Source organism: Sporosarcina sp. P12(2017) (assembly GCF_002743035.1).
GTDB lineage: Bacteria > Bacillota > Bacilli > Bacillales_A > Planococcaceae > Sporosarcina > Sporosarcina ureae.
Genome location: NZ_PDYL01000001.1, coordinates 165,449 through 183,864, shown reverse-complemented (window position 1 = coordinate 183,864; position 18,416 = coordinate 165,449). Strand labels below are relative to the sequence as shown.

At 39.8% G+C, this 18,416-nt stretch carries 24 protein-coding genes and 1 riboswitch; of the genes, 1 reads left to right on the top strand and 23 read right to left on the bottom strand.

The genetic code is table 11. The features are described 5' to 3' along the window. Positions 1 to 21 precede the first annotated feature (21 nt). The 13 genes from hisD to CSV80_RS18095 all read right to left on the bottom strand — a co-directional run bounded on the left by hisD (position 22) and on the right by CSV80_RS18095 (position 12,324). Positions 22 to 1,299 (bottom strand): histidinol dehydrogenase, encoded by a 1,278-nt coding sequence (hisD, locus tag CSV80_RS01035; RefSeq protein ID WP_099669227.1) that lies wholly within the window; start codon positions 1,297 to 1,299, stop codon positions 22 to 24. A 155-nt stretch (positions 1,300 to 1,454) separates the two neighbouring features. Then, entirely contained in the window at positions 1,455 to 2,441 is a 987-nt protein-coding gene (locus CSV80_RS01030) for a LacI family DNA-binding transcriptional regulator (RefSeq protein ID WP_158231839.1), read from the bottom strand. Positions 2,442 to 2,734: 293 nt separating this feature from the next. Next, entirely contained in the window at positions 2,735 to 3,571 is an 837-nt protein-coding gene (locus CSV80_RS01025) for a malate synthase (protein WP_099669225.1), read from the bottom strand. A gap of 709 nt (positions 3,572 to 4,280) precedes the next feature. Next, entirely contained in the window at positions 4,281 to 5,768 is a 1,488-nt protein-coding gene (gene gcvPB, locus CSV80_RS01015) for an aminomethyl-transferring glycine dehydrogenase subunit GcvPB (protein WP_099669223.1), read from the bottom strand. Beyond that, positions 5,761 to 7,107, bottom strand: coding sequence for an aminomethyl-transferring glycine dehydrogenase subunit GcvPA (gene gcvPA, locus CSV80_RS01010; RefSeq protein ID WP_099669222.1), 1,347 nt, complete (start codon positions 7,105 to 7,107; stop codon positions 5,761 to 5,763). The genes gcvPB and gcvPA overlap by 8 nt, the downstream gene beginning before the upstream one ends. Positions 7,108 to 7,128: 21 nt before the next feature. Beyond that, complete coding sequence (gene gcvT, locus CSV80_RS01005) at positions 7,129 to 8,229, bottom strand: glycine cleavage system aminomethyltransferase GcvT (protein WP_099669221.1); 1,101 nt, start codon at positions 8,227 to 8,229, stop codon at positions 7,129 to 7,131. 163 nt (positions 8,230 to 8,392) lie between these two features. Next, a riboswitch (glycine riboswitch) is annotated at positions 8,393 to 8,485 on the bottom strand. 134 nt (positions 8,486 to 8,619) lie between these two features. Beyond that, positions 8,620 to 9,126, bottom strand: coding sequence for a shikimate kinase (locus CSV80_RS01000; protein WP_029054530.1), 507 nt, complete (start codon positions 9,124 to 9,126; stop codon positions 8,620 to 8,622). A 162-nt stretch (positions 9,127 to 9,288) separates the two neighbouring features. Further along, on the bottom strand, positions 9,289 to 9,723 hold the full coding sequence (comGF, locus tag CSV80_RS00990) for a competence type IV pilus minor pilin ComGF (RefSeq protein ID WP_029054529.1): 435 nt from the start codon (positions 9,721 to 9,723) through the stop codon (positions 9,289 to 9,291). After that, a complete protein-coding gene (locus tag CSV80_RS17285; RefSeq protein ID WP_143560444.1) occupies positions 9,720 to 10,019 on the bottom strand; it encodes a type II secretion system protein in 300 nt (99 codons plus the stop codon). Before CSV80_RS17285 ends, comGF begins: the two co-directional genes overlap by 4 nt. Beyond that, on the bottom strand, positions 10,012 to 10,464 hold the full coding sequence (locus tag CSV80_RS00985; protein WP_158231838.1) for a type II secretion system protein: 453 nt from the start codon (positions 10,462 to 10,464) through the stop codon (positions 10,012 to 10,014). Before CSV80_RS00985 ends, CSV80_RS17285 begins: the two co-directional genes overlap by 8 nt. Further along, a complete protein-coding gene (comGC, locus tag CSV80_RS00980) occupies positions 10,457 to 10,732 on the bottom strand; it encodes a competence type IV pilus major pilin ComGC (protein ID WP_099669220.1) in 276 nt (91 codons plus the stop codon). The genes CSV80_RS00985 and comGC overlap by 8 nt, the downstream gene beginning before the upstream one ends. A gap of 288 nt (positions 10,733 to 11,020) precedes the next feature. Continuing rightward, the gene (locus CSV80_RS00975) at positions 11,021 to 11,263 is read right to left on the bottom strand and encodes a DUF3006 domain-containing protein (protein WP_099669219.1); all 243 of its coding nucleotides are present in this window, start codon (positions 11,261 to 11,263) and stop codon (positions 11,021 to 11,023) included. Continuing rightward, complete coding sequence (locus CSV80_RS18095) at positions 11,260 to 12,324, bottom strand: MBL fold metallo-hydrolase (RefSeq protein WP_158231837.1); 1,065 nt, start codon at positions 12,322 to 12,324, stop codon at positions 11,260 to 11,262. The genes CSV80_RS00975 and CSV80_RS18095 overlap by 4 nt, the downstream gene beginning before the upstream one ends. A gap of 152 nt (positions 12,325 to 12,476) precedes the next feature. On the opposite strand from CSV80_RS18095, the gene CSV80_RS00965 reads away from it, so the two are divergent. Next, positions 12,477 to 13,118 carry an HNH endonuclease gene (locus tag CSV80_RS00965; protein WP_099669217.1) on the top strand — a complete coding sequence of 214 codons (642 nt, stop codon included), beginning with the start codon at positions 12,477 to 12,479 and terminating at the stop codon, positions 13,116 to 13,118. A 33-nt stretch (positions 13,119 to 13,151) separates the two neighbouring features. Here the strand turns inward: CSV80_RS00965 and CSV80_RS00960 are convergent, their stop codons facing one another. The 10 genes from CSV80_RS00960 to CSV80_RS00925 form a co-directional block, all read right to left on the bottom strand. Further along, the gene (locus tag CSV80_RS00960) at positions 13,152 to 13,487 is read right to left on the bottom strand and encodes a YolD-like family protein (RefSeq protein ID WP_099669216.1); all 336 of its coding nucleotides are present in this window, start codon (positions 13,485 to 13,487) and stop codon (positions 13,152 to 13,154) included. A 399-nt stretch (positions 13,488 to 13,886) separates the two neighbouring features. Continuing rightward, entirely contained in the window at positions 13,887 to 14,624 is a 738-nt protein-coding gene (locus tag CSV80_RS00950) for a Panacea domain-containing protein (protein ID WP_099669215.1), read from the bottom strand. After that, entirely contained in the window at positions 14,617 to 15,303 is a 687-nt protein-coding gene (locus CSV80_RS00945) for a nucleotidyltransferase family protein (RefSeq protein ID WP_099669214.1), read from the bottom strand. The genes CSV80_RS00950 and CSV80_RS00945 overlap by 8 nt, the downstream gene beginning before the upstream one ends. A gap of 260 nt (positions 15,304 to 15,563) precedes the next feature. Next, entirely contained in the window at positions 15,564 to 16,358 is a 795-nt protein-coding gene (locus tag CSV80_RS00940) for an N-acetylmuramoyl-L-alanine amidase family protein (RefSeq protein WP_158231836.1), read from the bottom strand. Continuing rightward, the gene (locus CSV80_RS17970; protein WP_255407624.1) at positions 16,351 to 16,473 is read right to left on the bottom strand and encodes a hypothetical protein; all 123 of its coding nucleotides are present in this window, start codon (positions 16,471 to 16,473) and stop codon (positions 16,351 to 16,353) included. The genes CSV80_RS00940 and CSV80_RS17970 overlap by 8 nt, the downstream gene beginning before the upstream one ends. Position 16,474: 1 nt before the next feature. Beyond that, positions 16,475 to 16,753, bottom strand: a complete 279-nt coding sequence (locus CSV80_RS00935) for a phage holin (RefSeq protein WP_099669212.1) — start codon at positions 16,751 to 16,753, stop codon at positions 16,475 to 16,477. A 13-nt stretch (positions 16,754 to 16,766) separates the two neighbouring features. Next, positions 16,767 to 17,201: a hypothetical protein gene (locus CSV80_RS00930; protein ID WP_143560443.1), complete on the bottom strand. Its 435-nt coding sequence runs from the start codon at positions 17,199 to 17,201 to the stop codon at positions 16,767 to 16,769. A gap of 62 nt (positions 17,202 to 17,263) precedes the next feature. Next, positions 17,264 to 17,410 carry a hypothetical protein gene (locus tag CSV80_RS17430; RefSeq protein ID WP_158231971.1) on the bottom strand — a complete coding sequence of 49 codons (147 nt, stop codon included), beginning with the start codon at positions 17,408 to 17,410 and terminating at the stop codon, positions 17,264 to 17,266. Between the two features lie 2 nt (positions 17,411 to 17,412). After that, entirely contained in the window at positions 17,413 to 17,526 is a 114-nt protein-coding gene (locus CSV80_RS17965; protein WP_255407623.1) for a CD1375 family protein, read from the bottom strand. Continuing rightward, complete coding sequence (locus CSV80_RS00925; RefSeq protein ID WP_099669210.1) at positions 17,526 to 17,957, bottom strand: hypothetical protein; 432 nt, start codon at positions 17,955 to 17,957, stop codon at positions 17,526 to 17,528. The genes CSV80_RS17965 and CSV80_RS00925 overlap by 1 nt, the downstream gene beginning before the upstream one ends. Between the last annotated feature and the right edge of the window lie 459 nt (positions 17,958 to 18,416).

Below are 18,416 nucleotides of genomic sequence, written 5' to 3'. Positions count from 1 at the left end.
TTACCACCTTAAAAACTTGCTTTATCTTTTGCCATATCGATCTACTCGGAGTTGTGCTTGTCTAGCATGTCCTTCAAAGTTCTCTAGCAAACAGAGGCGTGCTGCGTACTCACCGATATATGCAGAGGCTTCAGGAGTTACTTTCTGATAAGTAACTGTTTTGATGAATTTACCGACCCATAATCCACCTGTGTACCGAGCTGCTCCCTTAGTCGGCAAAGTATGGTTTGTACCAATTACTTTATCTCCGTAAGCAACATTCGTCTCTGGTCCCAAGAACAAGCAGCCGTAGTTCGTCATGTGCTCGAGGAAGTAGTCCGGATTCTCTGTTAAAATCTCCACGTGTTCGAATGCTAAGCGATCTGCTTCGATCCGTGCTTCTTCAATAGAATCCACGACTAATATTTGACCATAATCTTCCCAAGACACACTGGCTACATCTGCCGTTGGAAGTGTTTCCAATTGACGTGCAATTTCTTTAATTGTTTCGTGCGCAAGTTCTTCAGATGTTGTAATCAATGCTCCAGGAGACGTTGGCCCATGTTCACCTTGTCCGAGAAGATCAATCGCAATCATTTCTGCATCTGCTGTATGGTCCGCTACTACTAATGTCTCTGTTGGACCTGCAAATAAATCAATTCCTACACGACCGTATAATTGACGTTTCGCTTCAGCAACAAATGCATTACCAGGTCCGACAATCATATCGACAGATTCAATTGTTTCTGTTCCGATTGCCATTGCCCCCATCGCCTGAATGCCGCCAAGTAAATAAATTTCATCTGCTCCTGCTAAATACATTGCGGCAATAGTCGCTTTCGGAATTTCACCATTGATTGGTGGTGTACATGCAATAACCCGCTTCACTCCTGCAACTTTTGCAGTCAACACACTCATATGTGCAGACGCAACCATTGGATATCGTCCGCCTGGGATGTAACAACCGACACTGTTCACTGGAATATTTTTATGCCCAAGAATAACCCCAGGAATATCTTCTACTTCCACATCATGCAAAGAAGCTAGCTGTGCTTCTGCAAACGCTTTTATATTAGTTTGTGCAAATTTAATGTCTTCGATCACACTATCAGGCACTTGTGCAACTATTTCTTTAATTTCTGATTCACTCAGTCTGAAGGATTCCGGAGTCCATTTATCAAATTTCTCGGAAAGTTCACGTACTGCTTGATCTCCACGACTTTCTACATCTTTTAATGCGGCAGAAACAATTTCAGAAACCTTCGTGTCGTTTGCTACTACTTCTTCTTGAGATTTACCTGCTTTGATTACTTTTACCATAATTACGCCTCCTGTTTTTAACCGCTTACATTCTGTTTTATCTGCAAACTAATTTTGGTAACGTATAGAATGCTCAAGCAAAACCCATTCTGCATACGTATGCATTTGAGTCTACCTCAAAATACTAGTCTAAATTTTCGTCAAAGTCAACAACTTTATGTCGTTTTCCTTTCAATTAGTTTCCCATCCACTTCTACCGTTTGTACAAATCCTGTATAAGATGTCACCTCTTCCATCAAATACGTTACCGTTGCTTCAATCATTTCTTCGATTGGCTGCTCCCATGTCGTCAAATCGTAAGCAGGCCAAGAAGCCATACCGATATTATCAAATCCAACAACCCTAGTATGTTCAGGTATTCGGATTCCATGTTTGCGAAGAGCATCTAATACCCCAAGTGCCATAATATCGTTCGCCACAAATATTGCAGACGGTAATTGATCTTCTTCAAGCAAAGTGATTGCTGTGTCATACCCACCTTCATACGTATAGTCTGAATTGTACGTACGATATGTAACATTTTGCTGATCGAGTACTTCACAAAAACCCTTTTTACGTTCGATACTTGTAGAGGTATCTTCATTCCCGGTGACCAATACTAATTCCGTAGATCCTGTAGATACTAAAAATTGCGCAATAGAGCGTCCAGCTTCTAAATTATTGCAACTCACTGAATGAAACACATCAGTATGAGGCTTTCTATTAAAGAAAACGAGAGGGATGTGATTCTTTTTGAACTCATCCCCAACTTTTTCAGAAATTGTAGCATCAGTCACAATTACGCCCGCCACATGATAGTTCAGTAATGTTTCAACATCCTCACCTTGAATTTCATCATTATTAGTGGAGACAAATAAAATACTATAACCTTGTTGTTTGAAAATTGAACTAAATCGTTTCAATACATGCGCGTAGAATGGATTCTGAACACTCTTCATTACAAGGCCAATAATTTTGGATTGGTTTGTAATTAGACTTCTCGCATATACGTTGGGACGATATCCAAGCTCTGCCGCTGCCTCAAGAACCCGTTTCCTAGTTTTATCGGAAACAGATGCCCCTTCAAAATATACTCTTGAAACAGACGATTGTGAAACGCCCGCCAACTTAGCGACATCCATCGCCGTTACGGTTTCTCTCATATTCATTCATCCTTTACCATGTTTTTCAATTATATGTATTAGTTTAACTAGTGCTTTTTTGTTCAATCTAATGAATTATATAGTATGGACTCAAACATTTAAAATGAAATCTACTTTGAAGGTAGTGAAAGTAACAATCCACATTAATCTATACTGAATACAAAATCGTAATTACACACGGAAATAAACAAAAAACTGCCAGGTACCAACACAGTTATCATGTGCTCGTACCTGGCAGCTTACAGTGTAATGAACGACTTCGTAATATACTTCAGCGAAAGCAATACCACTTATTAACGTAACGCACCTTCTGCTTCCGGAATATTATTCATGTCAATAGCATTCAATTTACAGAAATAGTCCATAAACTCTTTCGCTTCTTTGATCTGTTCTTCATCCGTCTTTAATGTGATAATATCTTGTAAAATTTGGGCAGTCCAAATATTATCAAAGTAACGGAATGTCCCAGAGTTCCATGAAGTACGGTCAGGATAGTTTTTATTTCTATAGTAATTCCAGAAAAGCATTTTCTCAGCTTCTTCTTCTGTAAGTTGAATTCTATATTCAGGATGGGTAGGGACCAATCCGTCCTCGCCAATGCTTCCAGTAAATGTGTCACCAACCATGAAGAGACCCAGAATAGTTCTTTCCGTTTCTACTTGATCAGGAGTTCTCACTGTTAGAATACCTGCACTGTTTGGACGCAAACGAGTTACTGGGTTAGGTAACCCTTTATTCTTCCCGCTTTGAATGCTTCCAGTCGATACTTCCCAATCGGTAAACACATCTGACTGTCTTTCTTGATCTAACCAGAAAACAATTTGTGAACTTTCGTGAATTTTGTGGTTCTTTAATATTTCTCTACGTTGCTGTTCTAATACCTGGATAGCCTTTTCTTCCTTACGTTTCTTTTCCAGAATTTTCTCTTCTGCTCTTCGTTCCACAAAAACTTTCTCTAAAGACTCTGCCATACTTCGATTATTTAAAGTAATAAAGTTCTCAAATGCATCAGGATAGACAAATCTTTTAAGATTTTTATTGAAATCAACGGTGATAAATGACTCCTCGTGTTCTACAATATTTCCTTCACCAAACACGTTATGAGTAATTTCTTCATTAATTAAATTCACTAGAAAATCTCCTCCTATAAATTCTTTGATCAAAGCTTTACAGTTAACTGATTAAAACTACGTGAGATTCTACACGTCATTTCATTGAAATAAAACAAACCTTGTTGCAAATTTAAAAAAATGCGCCCTTCATTCCTTTCCGGAATAAGCTGCGCAGGATTGTTGCATGCCGTCCTGTTTACTTGTACTTATACAGCATAACACATAATCAGAAATTTCTCAAATTCATGGTTGACATTGAACATTTGTTTATCGTATAATATACGATTCTGATTTTACAAGACTGTGTATGGAACTAGTTTTATTTTTAATAGTTTCAATATGTAACTCTTACTTGCTGCATGATCATGGTGTTTTACTATCATGGTAACAGCAACTAAATGGGGCTTTATATGTACTATCCGTCCCATTGCGAAACTCTCTTTCATGTCTATTTGATGCGAAATGGAAAGCCTCACAACAGTATTCAACGTACCCCCCCTTATAGTTTATTCCCCAGAAAATACCCACGTTTAGTTTCTTAATTACATGCACCTAAACTACGTAAATTATGAAACAAATAGTTATTTCTTTTCAACTATTCATCCATTACTACTATATTATTCTTTACACATGCCATGTATAACGGAAGGGTTACTAGATTGCTCAAATTTTCTACAAATCAAAAAGCACCGCTAGCTTTCAGCGGTGCTCTTATCAATCTATTTTATTATTGTACGGTTTCTTCAACTGGTGATTGTTCTTTAACATAACGCAATACAGGCTTACGTGCTGCCTTCGTTTCATCTAGACGGCCGATGACTGTTGTGTGGGGTGCTTCTTGAACGATTTCAGGATTCTCTTCTACTTCTTTGGCGATTTGAATCATCGCTTCGATGAAGTTATCCAATGTTTCTTTGGATTCTGTTTCTGTCGGCTCGATCATCATTGCCTCTTCCACGTTCAACGGGAAATAAATCGTAGGCGGATGGTAGCCAAAGTCTAGCAAACGCTTCGCCATATCAAGTGTACGTGCACCAAGCTTCTTCTGACGACGACCGGACAAAACAAATTCGTGTTTACAGTGCTGTGTATATGGCAGCTCGAAGTATGGCTCTAGACGACGCATCATATAGTTCGCATTGAGTACTGCGTATTCCGTTACAGCTTTTAAGCCGTCTGGACCCATTGAACGAATATACGTATACGCACGTAGGTAAATACCGAAGTTACCATAGTAGGGCTTCACACGACCAATGGATTGTGGTACGTCATAGTTCAAGATGAAGCGATCACCTGCTTTTTCAACAACTGGTTTCGGCATGAATGCAGCCAATTCATCCGTTACGCCTACCGGACCTGAACCTGGCCCACCGCCACCGTGAGGACCTGTGAACGTCTTATGCAAGTTCAAATGAACCGCATCAAAGCCCATGTCGCCAGGGCGTGCTTTTGACATAACTGCGTTCAAGTTCGCACCATCATAATACAACTTTCCGCCGACTCCGTGAACCGCTGCCGCCATTTCTAGAATGTCTTCTTCGAAAAGACCAAGCGTATTAGGATTCGTCAACATCAATGCTGCTGTATCAGGACCTACTTTCGACTTCAAATCTTCAAGATCTACTAAGCCTTTTTCATTCGACTTGACTGTTATTGTATCAAAACCAGCAACCGTCGCAGAAGCTGGGTTTGTACCGTGAGCGGAGTCGGGAACAAGTACTTTCGTACGTTGGGTATCACCGTTCGCTTCATGGAAAGCACGGATCATCATCAAAGCTGTCCACTCACCGTGTGCACCAGCTGCTGGTTGTAATGTAACTTGTGGCATGCCTGTAATTTCAGCCAAGTGTTCTTGCAGATCATACACTACTTCAAGTGCACCTTGTACAGTAGCTTCGTCTTGTAGCGGGTGAACGCGTGAAAATCCTGGGAAACGGGCAACCGCTTCGTTGATTTTCGGATTGTATTTCATCGTACAAGAACCTAATGGATAGAATCCTGTATCGACTCCGTGATTCCGATTGGACAATGCAGTATAGTGACGCATGATATCCAACTCAGATACTTCAGGCAGTTCTGCGTCTTCCGTACGAATGACGCCTTCAGATAAAATGGATGTAACATCTACTTCAGGTACATCTAATTCAGGTAAGCTATAACCGATTCGACCTGGTTTGGATAGTTCAAAAATGAGTGATTGATTGTCCTTATGCATGGATAGCCTCCAGTTCTTGCACGTATGCATCGATTTCTTCTTTCGTACGTTGTTCTGTTACAGCGATCAGTGCGTGATTCGCCAGATTTTCATCAACAAGACTAAGATCATATCCACCAATGATTCCTTGTTCAAGCAGTCGTTTATTGACATCTTTAATAGGTGATTTACAATCCACTACGAGTTCATTGAAATGCGCAGGACCGAATTTTACTTCGAAGCCAGCTTTTTCAAATGCTTGTTTCGCATAAGCTGTTTTCGCGATGTTCTGATAGGCGATTTCTTTAATTCCTTCTTTACCAAGAGCTGTCATCGCAACAGATGCTGCAAGGGCGTTCAACGCCTGGTTAGAACAAATATTGGACGTTGCTTTGTCACGACGAATATGTTGTTCACGCGCTTGCAATGTCAGTACGTATCCTCTACGTCCTTGATCGTCATTCGTCTCACCAACTAGGCGGCCAGGAACTTTACGCATCAATTTTTTCGATACGGCAAAATATCCACAGTGTGGTCCGCCGAATGATTCCGCGATTCCGAATGGTTGTGCATCTCCAACCGTAATATCCGCTCCAAGTGCTCCAGGTGGTGTCAATAGTCCAAGTGCAAGTGGATTCGCCGAGACGATCGATAATGCACCATTTTCATGTGCAATATCACTGATTGCCTGAAGATCTTCTACTTGTCCGTAGAAGTTCGGATATTGTACGAGTACTGCTGCAGTCTCACCATCAATCATTTCTTTCAGCTTATCGAGATCCGTTACACCATTTGTATGTGGAATCGTTACTACTTCAATGTATTGCCCGTCAGCGTATGATTTCACTACTGCATGTGATTCGTTGTGAACAGTAGAGGACACAAGTAATTTCTTACGACGTGTATGCCCTGCAGCAAGAGTTCCTGCTTCAGCAAGTGCTGTGCCTCCGTCATACATCGAAGAGTTCGCTAGCTCCATGCCAGTCAATTCACAGATCATCGTCTGGAATTCGAAAATCGCCTGTAACTCACCTTGTGAAATTTCGGGTTGGTATGGCGTATACGCTGTATAGAACTCAGAACGTGAGATGACATGATCTACGATAATCGGACGATAATGATCATAGACTCCCGCTCCTAGGAACGAAGCATAATCTTGAGCGTTAATATTTTTCGCTGCCAAACGTCCAAGTTCTTTTAATAGAGATGTTTCAGATTTCGCAGGTTTGATCTTGTACTCACCTTTGAATCGCACTTTTTCCGGAATATCCGAAAATAGTTCATCGATGGAAGAAATTCCGATTGTTTCAAGCATGTCTTTCTGGTCTTGCTCCGTCATAGGTAGATAACGATGCTTCATAATAATTTTACCCCTTTTCACTTATGATCTTTTATAGAAAGGTGTTGCAATGACTCTTGCCTTCAGACGTTTCGTACGGATCTCCACTTCGACTTCTTTGCCGAGCTCCGTGAACTCTGTAGACAGAAGCGCAAAACCAATATTCTTCTTTAATGTAGGAGACTGAGTGCCAGTTGTAACTTCACCGATCTCTTTGTCACCATCAAATACTTTATAACCTGTACGAGGAATCCCTTTATCGATCATTTCAAGTCCGACAAGCTTACGTTCCACACCTTGTGCTTTTTGCTTCACAAGAATATCTTTACCAATAAAGTCTTCTTCTTTATTCACTTTTACGACGAAACCAAGTCCTGCTTCTAGTGGAGAAATGTCCTCTCTTAGTTCTTGACCGTAAAGTGGTAGTCCCGCTTCAAAGCGCAATGTGTCACGTGCACCAAGTCCTGCAGGTACGACACCCTCTTCTTTGCCTTCTTGCAAAATCTTTGACCACAAATTCTGGATCGCTTCAGGTGTACCGTAGATTTCAAATCCATTTTCTCCTGTATAACCAGTACGTGAAACGAGTACATCTTCACCGCCCACTTGCACATTTTCTTTGAAACGGAAAAATTTAATTTCTTCCAGCGACTCTTTCGTCAGTTTCTGTAATACGGACTCCGCCACCGGACCTTGCAGTGCAAGTAACGCGTAATTTGAAGATTGGTTATCGATAACGACATTGTCGGTTTGTTGTTTTTCCATCCAAGCTACATCTTTTTCGATATTCGACGCATTGACTACTAGTAAATAGCGCTCTTCCTCTAATTTATAAATTAAGAAGTCATCGATCGTTCCACCTTGCTCATTACACATCACAGTATATTGCGCTTGGCCGATCTTCAGTTTGGAAACGTCATTCGTTACGAGTTTCTGCAAATAGTCGAGTGCTCCGCTACCACTGACAAACACTTCTCCCATATGCGAGACATCAAACAAACCCGCTTTTGTACGAACGGCTTCGTGTTCTGCTTTAATACTCGAGAACTGTACAGGCAACTCCCAGCCGCCAAAGTCGATCGTCTTGCCTCCATACTCTTTATAACTTTCAAATAACGGCGTACGTAATAATTGATTCGTCAAACTGTTTCCTCCTTTGTGTTCTGATCAAGGAACGATCAGTATGTAATTCATCAAAAAAAGGACAGGGGTCTCCTATAAAAGAGAACCCCTGTCCTTTTGCCTGAAAGCTTTACAGTTTCCATACTTTCTTCGGCCGCTGATTACTCAGCACTGTCCAGAGATGCGTCATGTATGCGTTTTGTTACCTGAGAGATTCATAACATTCGTTACTTGCTCCTTCGGCGGCGCCTAATGCGCGCTCTCCCCATACAATCATTCGCATGATTCAATTAATTTTTTCTTCACTGATATCTTAACATTTCATATAAGTAAGCGCAATCTATTTATTAAAAGTGCATAAAAGCGAATGATAGCTTAAGCACAAACCAAATCATTCGCTTTTACAATGAGTTATTGATATCTTTCGATTTGAAAGATAATATATTCTGCAATATCCGTTAAAGATTTGCCTGTTGTCTCCACTGTGAAATGAGCAGAGTGTAAATACTTCGGCTTGCGTTTTTTATAAAGTGCTTCTAATTCTTGCCGCGATGATTGTTGTACAATCGGACGATTGACATCAGTCGAGATTCTGCGCCAAATATCGCGGAATGATGCATTGAGGAAAAATACGATGCCTGATTCGCGCATCAGTTGAATATTTTCTTCTTTTACCGCAACGCCTCCGCCAGTCGCTACAATACAATATTCTTCGGGGAATTTTTCAAGGAATTCTGTCTCCAGCTGCCTAAAATACAGTTCCCCGTACTGATCGAATATCTCAGGAATCGTCATTTGCATTTGTTCTGAAATTTCATGGTCCATATCAAAAAACGGAATACCTGTTAGCGTATGCAGCCGTTTACCGATTGCGCTTTTTCCACATCCCATGAATCCGACTAAATAAATCCTTTTCATTTTCATCCATCCCGTTTCATTAATTCAACTGCTTTATGCTCATAATAGGTTTCGAGCCAGTCGTATATTCTGTAGATACTATCATGCCATGAAACGAGGGAGAAAAGAAAGAGACTTACGCAAAATAATAAAACAATCGCGAAAATAAATGATCCTCCCTTCTCATTTTTGATATAAACCAATAGCAAACGTCCTTTCTTTACGCATACCATCCTTCATTTCGACAGCAAGCTTCAATTCGCTATCTTTCACAGTAAATTTACTGGATTTCACATTCATTAATAAAGGGACATGACCTGTTCCATTCACAACTTTACGAAGCATTTTATCGTATTGCTGTATAGTGATCCTTCCTCTTTTAGTTTGGAACGTGAAGAGCGTAGGTTTTACTTCCTCCACTCCAGTTACTTCTTCCAACAATTCCTGTAATTCCAAAGAAAATAACTCCCACTCCCCTAGTAGATCCCCTTGATAAACTTTCTCTATGGGTGCTTGCCAGTAAAAAAATAGAATCGCAAATTGAATCAACATTGTGAATATAAGTAAATGAACGATACTCTCAACTAATGAATAGCCTTTTTCATTCAATTGCTTCATAAACTCACACATTTATGTTTTTCAATTTGTTGTATTTCATATGCAACGCAAATCTGTCTATCACTAACCATCCAATTATAGTGCAGATCTTCATGTGTTTTGTGTCCTGTTGTTTGTCCCGACGATTTATATAAAATAGCCGCTTGATAGGTGGTTTGGGCTGCAATCATTGCTTGCTTTTTTTCGGTAGCAGACGACGTCAATATGTCGGCCAACGGTACAAGAGATCCGAAAATCACCATGACAACGAGTAACGACAACATAGCTTCTGGCCACGATTGCCCTTTTTCATTCATTGACGATCATCCTTCCTCTTTCAAACTGAAATGAGATGAATATTTCACCTTTGCTTTGTGTGAAAAAGATCATCTTCCCTGTTTTGACCATGTATCCCGTTTCAGCAAAATCCAATCTGTTAAGTGAAGATTGTTTAGTCCTGCCCATGCCTTCAGGAAATGATCCATGAATCACAGTTTCCGCCATGTTATTTTTTACCACCTTGTACGTTGTTCCACTGTCGCTAAATATCAAAGCGATATTTTCCTTATGTGTCATGGCATACAATTGCGCCTGATGAACAGTAGTAATGAATTGCTTCAGTGCATCTTCTTCACTTCTTCTTTGCAAGTGCTTTTCACTAAACGGAAGAATAACGGCTGTTAAAACCATCATGATAGATAGAACAAGCAAAAGTTCCAAGAAGGTAAACCCTTGCTGACCTTTACTAGCTTTCTTAGCCACCGCCATTTGACGCCGTCACTTTACCGTCTCCCGCAATTGAAATTGCGTTACCATTCGGACATGCTGGATTTTCGGGTAAATATCCATCTGTTGTTAGAGATGACATCGTGGGGATCGTTTTTTTATCCATCTTATATGCCTGCACCTGGCCCTCTACCATTTTGACATATGCTTCACAGCCCTTTTCATCTATCGATTTAGAATGCTTTGTAACGTTCGGGATTGCGATTAAAATCAATACGGTAATGATCAACAACACGATCATCATTTAAAACAGCCTTTACTGTAGTTTTCAGTACACCCAAAAGCTTGATTTAAAGAGGTGTAAATCACTTTCTTTGTCTATTTTCTTTGCTACGTTTATCTGTCCTTGTTTATTTCCGTGGTTTTTATGTGAGTGGACCACTTAAAAAGACCACATTCCATAGTATTAAAATGTGGTCCCCCGAAAAAAGACCACATCTGATTAAGAACCTTCTATATAATGTACCGTTTTTCTGATGCGTCCAAAATTAAAACAGCCACCTTCTCAATAGAGTCGGTGGCTGTTTTAGTATCATTTTTTATTCTTCAGTTTTTCTAATAAATTGTTCACTTTTTCACGAGTGATGTGTGTTTCATCAATCAACAGTTCAATTCTGTATTGCTGTTCTTCTGAGCTGATAGAGACTATATCGCCCTCATGAAAGATTTCATCTACTTGATCGACCTGTATCAGGAGTTGATTCTCCTCTTCAGGATATTCTAAAAATACGTATATTCCTTCTTCAATTCTGTCCAATGTATACTTTTTGCTCATCGCTCACACGCCCATCCATCTTTATCTCGGTCCATTTTGGACTGATATGCAGGATGTCCTTTAGACACACCGTTAGGATAAACTTTTCGCAACTCTGTGCAGTTTTTGAAATTAGTTTGAGTCACAGGCTTTGTAACCGGTTTAGAAGGGACTGGTTTTGGCTTGACTGGTGTTGGTTTTGCTACCGGTTTAGATGGTTTAGGCTTTGCAACAGGAGTAGATCCCTTGCCACAACTATTTGCTACCGAGTGCTTTGCACCATTAGTCGTCACTGTGATATTGCAGTGAATAGGTGTTTTGTAAGTCTTTGCTCCAACATTTTTCAAACGCGCTTCAATAGCTGCATGCGGATGGCCGTAGCTATTGTTTTTGCCGTAGCTTAGGATCGCTACACTTGGCTTAACATTGCTGATAAATGCAGCTGAACTACTCGTTTTTGATCCGTGGTGACCATTTTTAAGCACAGTTGCTTTTACATCATATTTCGATCTAATATAATCCTCTGTAACAGTATCAGCATCCCCCATTAGCAAAAACGATACTTTATTATAAGTAATTTTCAAAACGATGGATGCAGCATTGCTGTCTTTTCCTTTTTCATCTGCAAATAGTACACGTGTAATTAATTGTGGATCAAGCGCCAACTTGTCCAATTCCTTTGCTACTGTAAACTTAATATTCTTTTTGTCGATTAGCGTCAACAGATTATAGTACGTTTGTGACGTATGTACATAACCAGAATCGATAAAGTTTGTTACCGGGAACGCATTTAATACAGCTTCTAATCCACCGATATGGTCTGCATCTGGATGCGTCGCTACTACGTAATCCAAACGTTTAACGCCTTTTTCTTTCAAAAATGAAACGACTTTACTTCCAGCGGACTTAGGACCGCCATCCACTAACATGTTTTTACCGTTTGGAGACTGGATTAATACTGCGTCCCCTTGACCTACGTCGATGAAATGTACCTTCATCTCTTTTGTTGCTGCGTCTGTAGAAATGGGCAGCAGACTAATGGCTAGAACCATAGTCATGATAATCATTACTAGTTTTTTCAACCAAAACACTCCTTTTGTCATATTCAAAGATTATCATAGTATGTATGTAACTGGTTGTCTACATAATTTTCCAACTATATAATTACAAATCACGTAGTCAATCCCCTGAAAATGTACTATGATACGAATTAATAGAAGGGAGGGTCTGTAAATTGGGTAGGAAACGTCTTAATTTGATAGGTGACCGATATGGTGGTCTAGTAGTTAAAGAAGAGGCAGATCGCAAGGGTAAGGCACGTTGCTATTTATGCATTTGTGACTGCGGAGAGCAAAAAATCATCCTTTTGAAAGATCTTCGATCAGGTAATAGTAAGTCATGTGGCTGTCTACAAAAAGAGAAGGCACGAAATAATGCGTTGGAGTTAGCGGGCAAACGTTTTGGGAAATTGACCGTCGTAAGAAGAGAAGGGAGCATGGGTAGTAATGCAACATGGTTATGTTATTGCGACTGTGGAGGTGTGATACAAGCTTCTGGAGTTCAACTAAAGACAGGTACGGCAAAGTCATGCGGTTGCATAAGCGTTCCTACGGGAGAAAAAGTGCAGAAATATATTAAGGAAAATCTCATGGTTGACGGCGTTTATACAGCCATACTAAAAAGTAAAATCAGGAATGATAACAATACTGGAATTAAAGGAGTATTTCCGGTAAAAAGAAAAAACAGCATCAAATATCGGGCTTCTATTGGTATAAAAAACAAACAATATCACTTGGGGTATTTTGATACGGTAGAAGAAGCTGCCGCTGCACGTAGAGCTGGTGAGGAAAAGTATCATCAACCATATTTGGAGTGAGAACCTAGCCAACTGGGCTGGGTTCTTTTTATATTAATCCAAGCACTGAACGCTCACAATTTCTATTACGTGAATTCGATCCGGCCCGAATGGATCTTCCATTATTACAGTTTTGCTATGTATATTGATTTCTTTTATCTTGCCTTGGTAATAAGTTATCTTTCCATCCTGCCAGGTTTCGATTTCTGTTTCACACTGACGCTTGAGGGCCGTTTCAAGTGTTTCTTGGATGTTATCCCAGTCGAACTGGTCCAGCTGTGGTTGCTCAATATGATCATCCTCTGCTTGCCATTCACGTAGTCGCTCCAAGTGTTCCGGAATAAAGAGTGACGTCCACTTGATGTTGCCACGGTCTCGATTACCTTCCATTATAAGACCACCTTTTCTTTCTGTATGACGGGAACGGCTACTAATACATTGTCGATGAGGAAGGTGCGTTTGGACTTCCTAAGAAAACAGTAGGCGCGGAAAGAGGTCTCTCGAACTTGCAGTACCTTGATTCTTCTTTTGCTGATTGAACCATCGTTAGCCATATACATGACTTCTAGGGTTTCACCATAGTTTACCGCTCTCTCCAATTTTTACAGCACATGCGTTCCTCTCCTTAATCCAATTATAAGGAATGTACGTTCGTTTGTAAAGTAAATAAAAAACGACTCCGTTCACCATGGATAGGGTCGCTTTTAACACTACTGAAGCTTTATCTTCGTTGAATGTCGAGTGTGTTCGTTTTTTAAAAAAAGAAAAAGCACCTCAGAAGAGATGCTTTTATGAATAACCGAGAATTACATCGTCAGTTATAATTTTGTTGATGTTAGGTTTATATACCTTCGACCAAGGAGAACCTTCTTGATGAGTTAAATCCACCAAGTCCCAAGCTCCCAAATGTTGATAATCTTTTAAGACTTCATGAATAGTGTTTAAAGCAGTAAAGCCGTGTTCAGTTGAAATTACTTTAACGAATGATGGAGTAAACGACAGATTTTCATCTGAGTAGATCTTGGCACTATCATCTTCTTCATATGCAATCGGAGAAGATCCGTGAACCTTAAACACATCGTAAACACTCTTAATCACCGGTCCGTGCTTCCAAGCAAATATATCATCATCGAAAAGTTTTTCTCCTGTGGTTTTGAGGAACCTTTCGTATATTAAATATACTAACTTTTGTAGCTTCAAGTGACTTATTGGTGCTAAAGTTAAGACGTACTTCGCGATGTGTACTGCTGTCAATCGTTGTTCTATACCGATTAAATCAATAAATTGTTCACTTCTTTTTACGACAATTAGATCCTTGAAATAGCCGTCAGCTTCGACTACCGATTCCCAATAAGGAGACTCGGTGGTTAACCTGTGTATCCCTAACTGAATATCTCCATGTTTTTTGTGAAGACTATTTAAAAATTTTTGTATTTCCGACGAGTCTAACTGTTCTCCCGAGAAGTGTAAAGCTATCCGAATACCTTTAGAATAAAGGCTAGATATTGCAACAAAGTGCTTAAACATCACTTTTGACCTCCCTGAATTCTGTTTTTTTATAAATTTCTGCCCATTGAGTGTATTCTTGTTTATGCAGAGAATGAGAGTGGATATTGGTTTTGTCATCTTTATGTAGCCAAATTTGAAGTTCCCAAGGAAAGAACCTATTGTTTCCGTTATTAAAGTAAATATGGGTGGCTCGATAATCTCCCTTGCAAGAATTGTGAATCTTCACTCTTGAGTTATCAAGAGAGCTCTCTATGAAGTCGTAACATTCTTGATTGTGATCAAATTCATCCATCCAAACACGAAAACCAAACAAGTCATTTAAACACTTGTTAAGGTTAACCTTCCCTCTTTCGTTCTTTCCATTCATATAATGCAAAATTTTTGAAATCCTTGATTCCGGATCCTTCACTCTAGAAATCACCTTTAGGTCCGCGTCTAGAAAATCGTAAAATGGATGAAAGAATACCTGCTTCAAGTTTTCGCAATATTGATTCATGTATTGTACAAATTCTGCATTAATTTCAATATCTCTTTGTTCTGAAAGCGAATTACTAAAACAAATATCACTAACTTGGTTTTTTTTGAGATTATATGGCTCGTTCACTTTATCTAACCAATTAGCAGAATGATCATGATGTAAACCATCAATGTTATTGATTAATTCAATTAAAGGTGAAATCTCTGTTATATTGCGCAAAAAACCACCTCTGTATATGTATAATATGCTACGTATCTATTAAACCATATGTAAAGATTATTTGCCAATCTATAATTTTCACATAATTATCCGCTAATTCGTATCCGTCAACGATATAATTTGAAAGTGAGCTATTTAACGCTTCGATATTTCGAAAATAAAAAAGCGACCTATCCATAAAAGGACAGGTCGCTTTACCTTTGCATTGGCCTTTCTCCGAACCGCGTCATATCAATGTTTATATTACGGCCAATTGCTCCTTATTTAAATTCTTTAACCCCGGCACCAATCATCAGCGCTACTAAATCTCCGTTAGCCGCGGACCCATCTGCCTGCTTATTAATCCAAGATGAAGAGTATCCGCGTTCCGATGCCGCTTCGACTGCCATCTCCTGTTGTAATTTGCTACCTAGAAAAGTCTCTACTACCTTACGTAACGTGCCAGATGTAAATTCTAACTCGATCGTAAGTTTCTCTGGCGCGGGTGTCGGTTTAGGTTTATTCGGCACTGCTGCTACATCTTTTTTACCTCCTGCGTAATTAACTATTCCTTGCGCTGTCAGTAATGCCAACTTCTCGACTTCATCAATCAAGATATTTTCATCGCTATAATTTGAAATAAACGCATATTCTACGAGAACAGCCGGCATATTTGTTAAGCGCAAAACCGCAAAGTTCGCTCTCTTTTTACCACGATCACGAATACCTATTTGATTAGCGATTGAACTGTGTACTGCGTTCTGTAGTTTTGTAGTTGCGGTGCTAACACTACCATTATAGACGAACGTCTCGAACCCTGTTGCTGATGCTGTAGCCGAGTTGTCGTGTAAACTGAAAAAGTAATCGGCTCCCCAAGCGTTAGCTAGTCTCGCACGCTCTCCCAACGGAATAAATACATCAGTCGAACGTGACAGTCTCACTTCATGCCCATAACCTTCGAGAATCGTTTTCAGTCGTAAAGCTACTTTTAAAACATTATCTTTCTCTTTGGAGCGCTTTCCAACAGCACCTGGATCGTGACCACCGTGACCTGGATCAATAAAAATCTTACTCATCGCCAAACACCTCATTTTCTGGCTCTTGATAACATTCCTCGCACATCATTTCACCGTTAAAATGTTTCAGTACTTCGATTTCTTTTCCGCACACTACACATTCCGTTTTATTCATATTATTTCATCCCTTTCTTTTTATCTTTTCGTGGTTCTTGATACCTCATAGCTTGATCGCTGTCATCGGTACCGTCAGTAGTAGGATCTACGACAATACCCAAGATCACGAGTAAAGCAAACAAAGAGTTAATAAACTTGGTAGCTTCAAGGCCAATCAAATCTGCCGCCAATTCCACATCGAACCACGCCGCGACAATCTGCAAGACCAACAAAAAAGCCGGCACCAAGGCCAGCCAGAACAACTTATTTTTTGCACGTACTTTCCAATTAATTTTCATCTTATTTCTCCTCTCATTTTAAAAACTGTATTAAAGCGGCTATCCCTGCTAAAATTCCGCCTGATCCCGCAAATGCACCAACAACTCCTAGTACGATTTTCTCGCGTGTAGAGAAGCGCTTTAGCGTAATCCGTTCATCTACATGGATTACGTCGCGTTCCGTTTGCAGACGCTCCTTGTCAGCCGCGAAGTAATGATCTACAAACTTGTTTAGGATGCCTCGCGTTTCTTGCCCATCTTTCATCACGGTCAGTTCTAAATTCGTTTGTGAAGACTTGATTTCAGTAACCTGACCCGTAATTTCTGTAACTTGGCCAGTGATTGCTTCTACCTGCGTGTTAAAGTCCATCTGTGCTTTCTCGACTTTCTCCAGTCGAGGCAGAATGTCATGATGTATCAATTCGTCATGTCTTTCGAGCATACCTAGCTCCTCCTCCAGCTGCGTCATATCTCACCCCACCACACTTTTCTCTTTATAGGAAAATAAAAAGAACGCCCCGAAGGACGTTCTCACTCATAACTCTTCATAAGTTCGCCGATTATAGACTCTTGTTCGACAGTTTCGTTAACAAGAGAAAAAATAGTTTCAGTTTGTTTTATTATTAAATCTTCTTGTGATTGAATTACTTCAATTAAGTTTTGTTTTGATTTATCCACACTTAAGCGGCCTTATCGGCATCCAGCAGCGCTTGCGTGTCCGCTAACCAAAGCATTGGAACATTGTCGATGGACCATTTCCCGATAGTAATCATATTATAATAGATTTTCGCCATTATTCTGCACCTCCCGTCACAATTTTCGCTAACTCCAAAATCGCCATTTGGGTTTCTAATTCCATTTTCGCGTTTGACATAGCTAATTCTAAAATCGCCATTGAAAGATCTTCGTTTTCTTTTCGTAATTTAATGATTAAAAAGGGATGGCTCAGATGCAAAGTCTCCGTTTCGAAAATCCCGAATTCCACGTAATCAGAATACATATCACCGAAGTCTTCCGGCATATATTTGATATCCTCAAATCTTTCCAGTTGTTCAGTTGTGTGTTCCACTTCAGTAATTTCTACAATCCGCGTATGTTCCCACGCGTCGGCAAAATCTAACCACCATTTGCGATCTTCGGTATATTTCTCGAATTGTTCGCCGTATTGATTGTAAGTGATTTTGTAAGGGCACAGGTCCCATTGTCCGTTTTTTCTATATAACATTATTTCCTACCTCCTTCATATTAACTTTCAAAGCATCTTTGTCGTTTCGGTAAATGTAGGGATTTCTTCTAATTAAACTATTTATGAAGTTATGGCTGCTTCCGTGCATAGCGTGCCCCTTCCAGCTGTTTAAAATTTGTTCGGCTTTCTCTACAGTCATACACCCTTCTTGAATAAGGCGAGGTAATTTCTTGGCTTTGCGTTTGTTTTTTTCTCTGAATCATCTCGAAGCAAACAATACGTTTTATAAATCTTAAATCCGAACGCATTAATGCCCTGGTTGATCGGAAATGTTTTTATTTTCATTCACGTTAAGATCCAATTGTTTTATTAAAAACTCAATCATTAGCACTAAAATCTGTTGAGCTTCGTCTTTGCTCCTCACAATAAATATTACGTCATCAGCATATCGGACGTAATATTTTAAACTCAGCTTTCCAATCGCTCTCTTAGATTTTT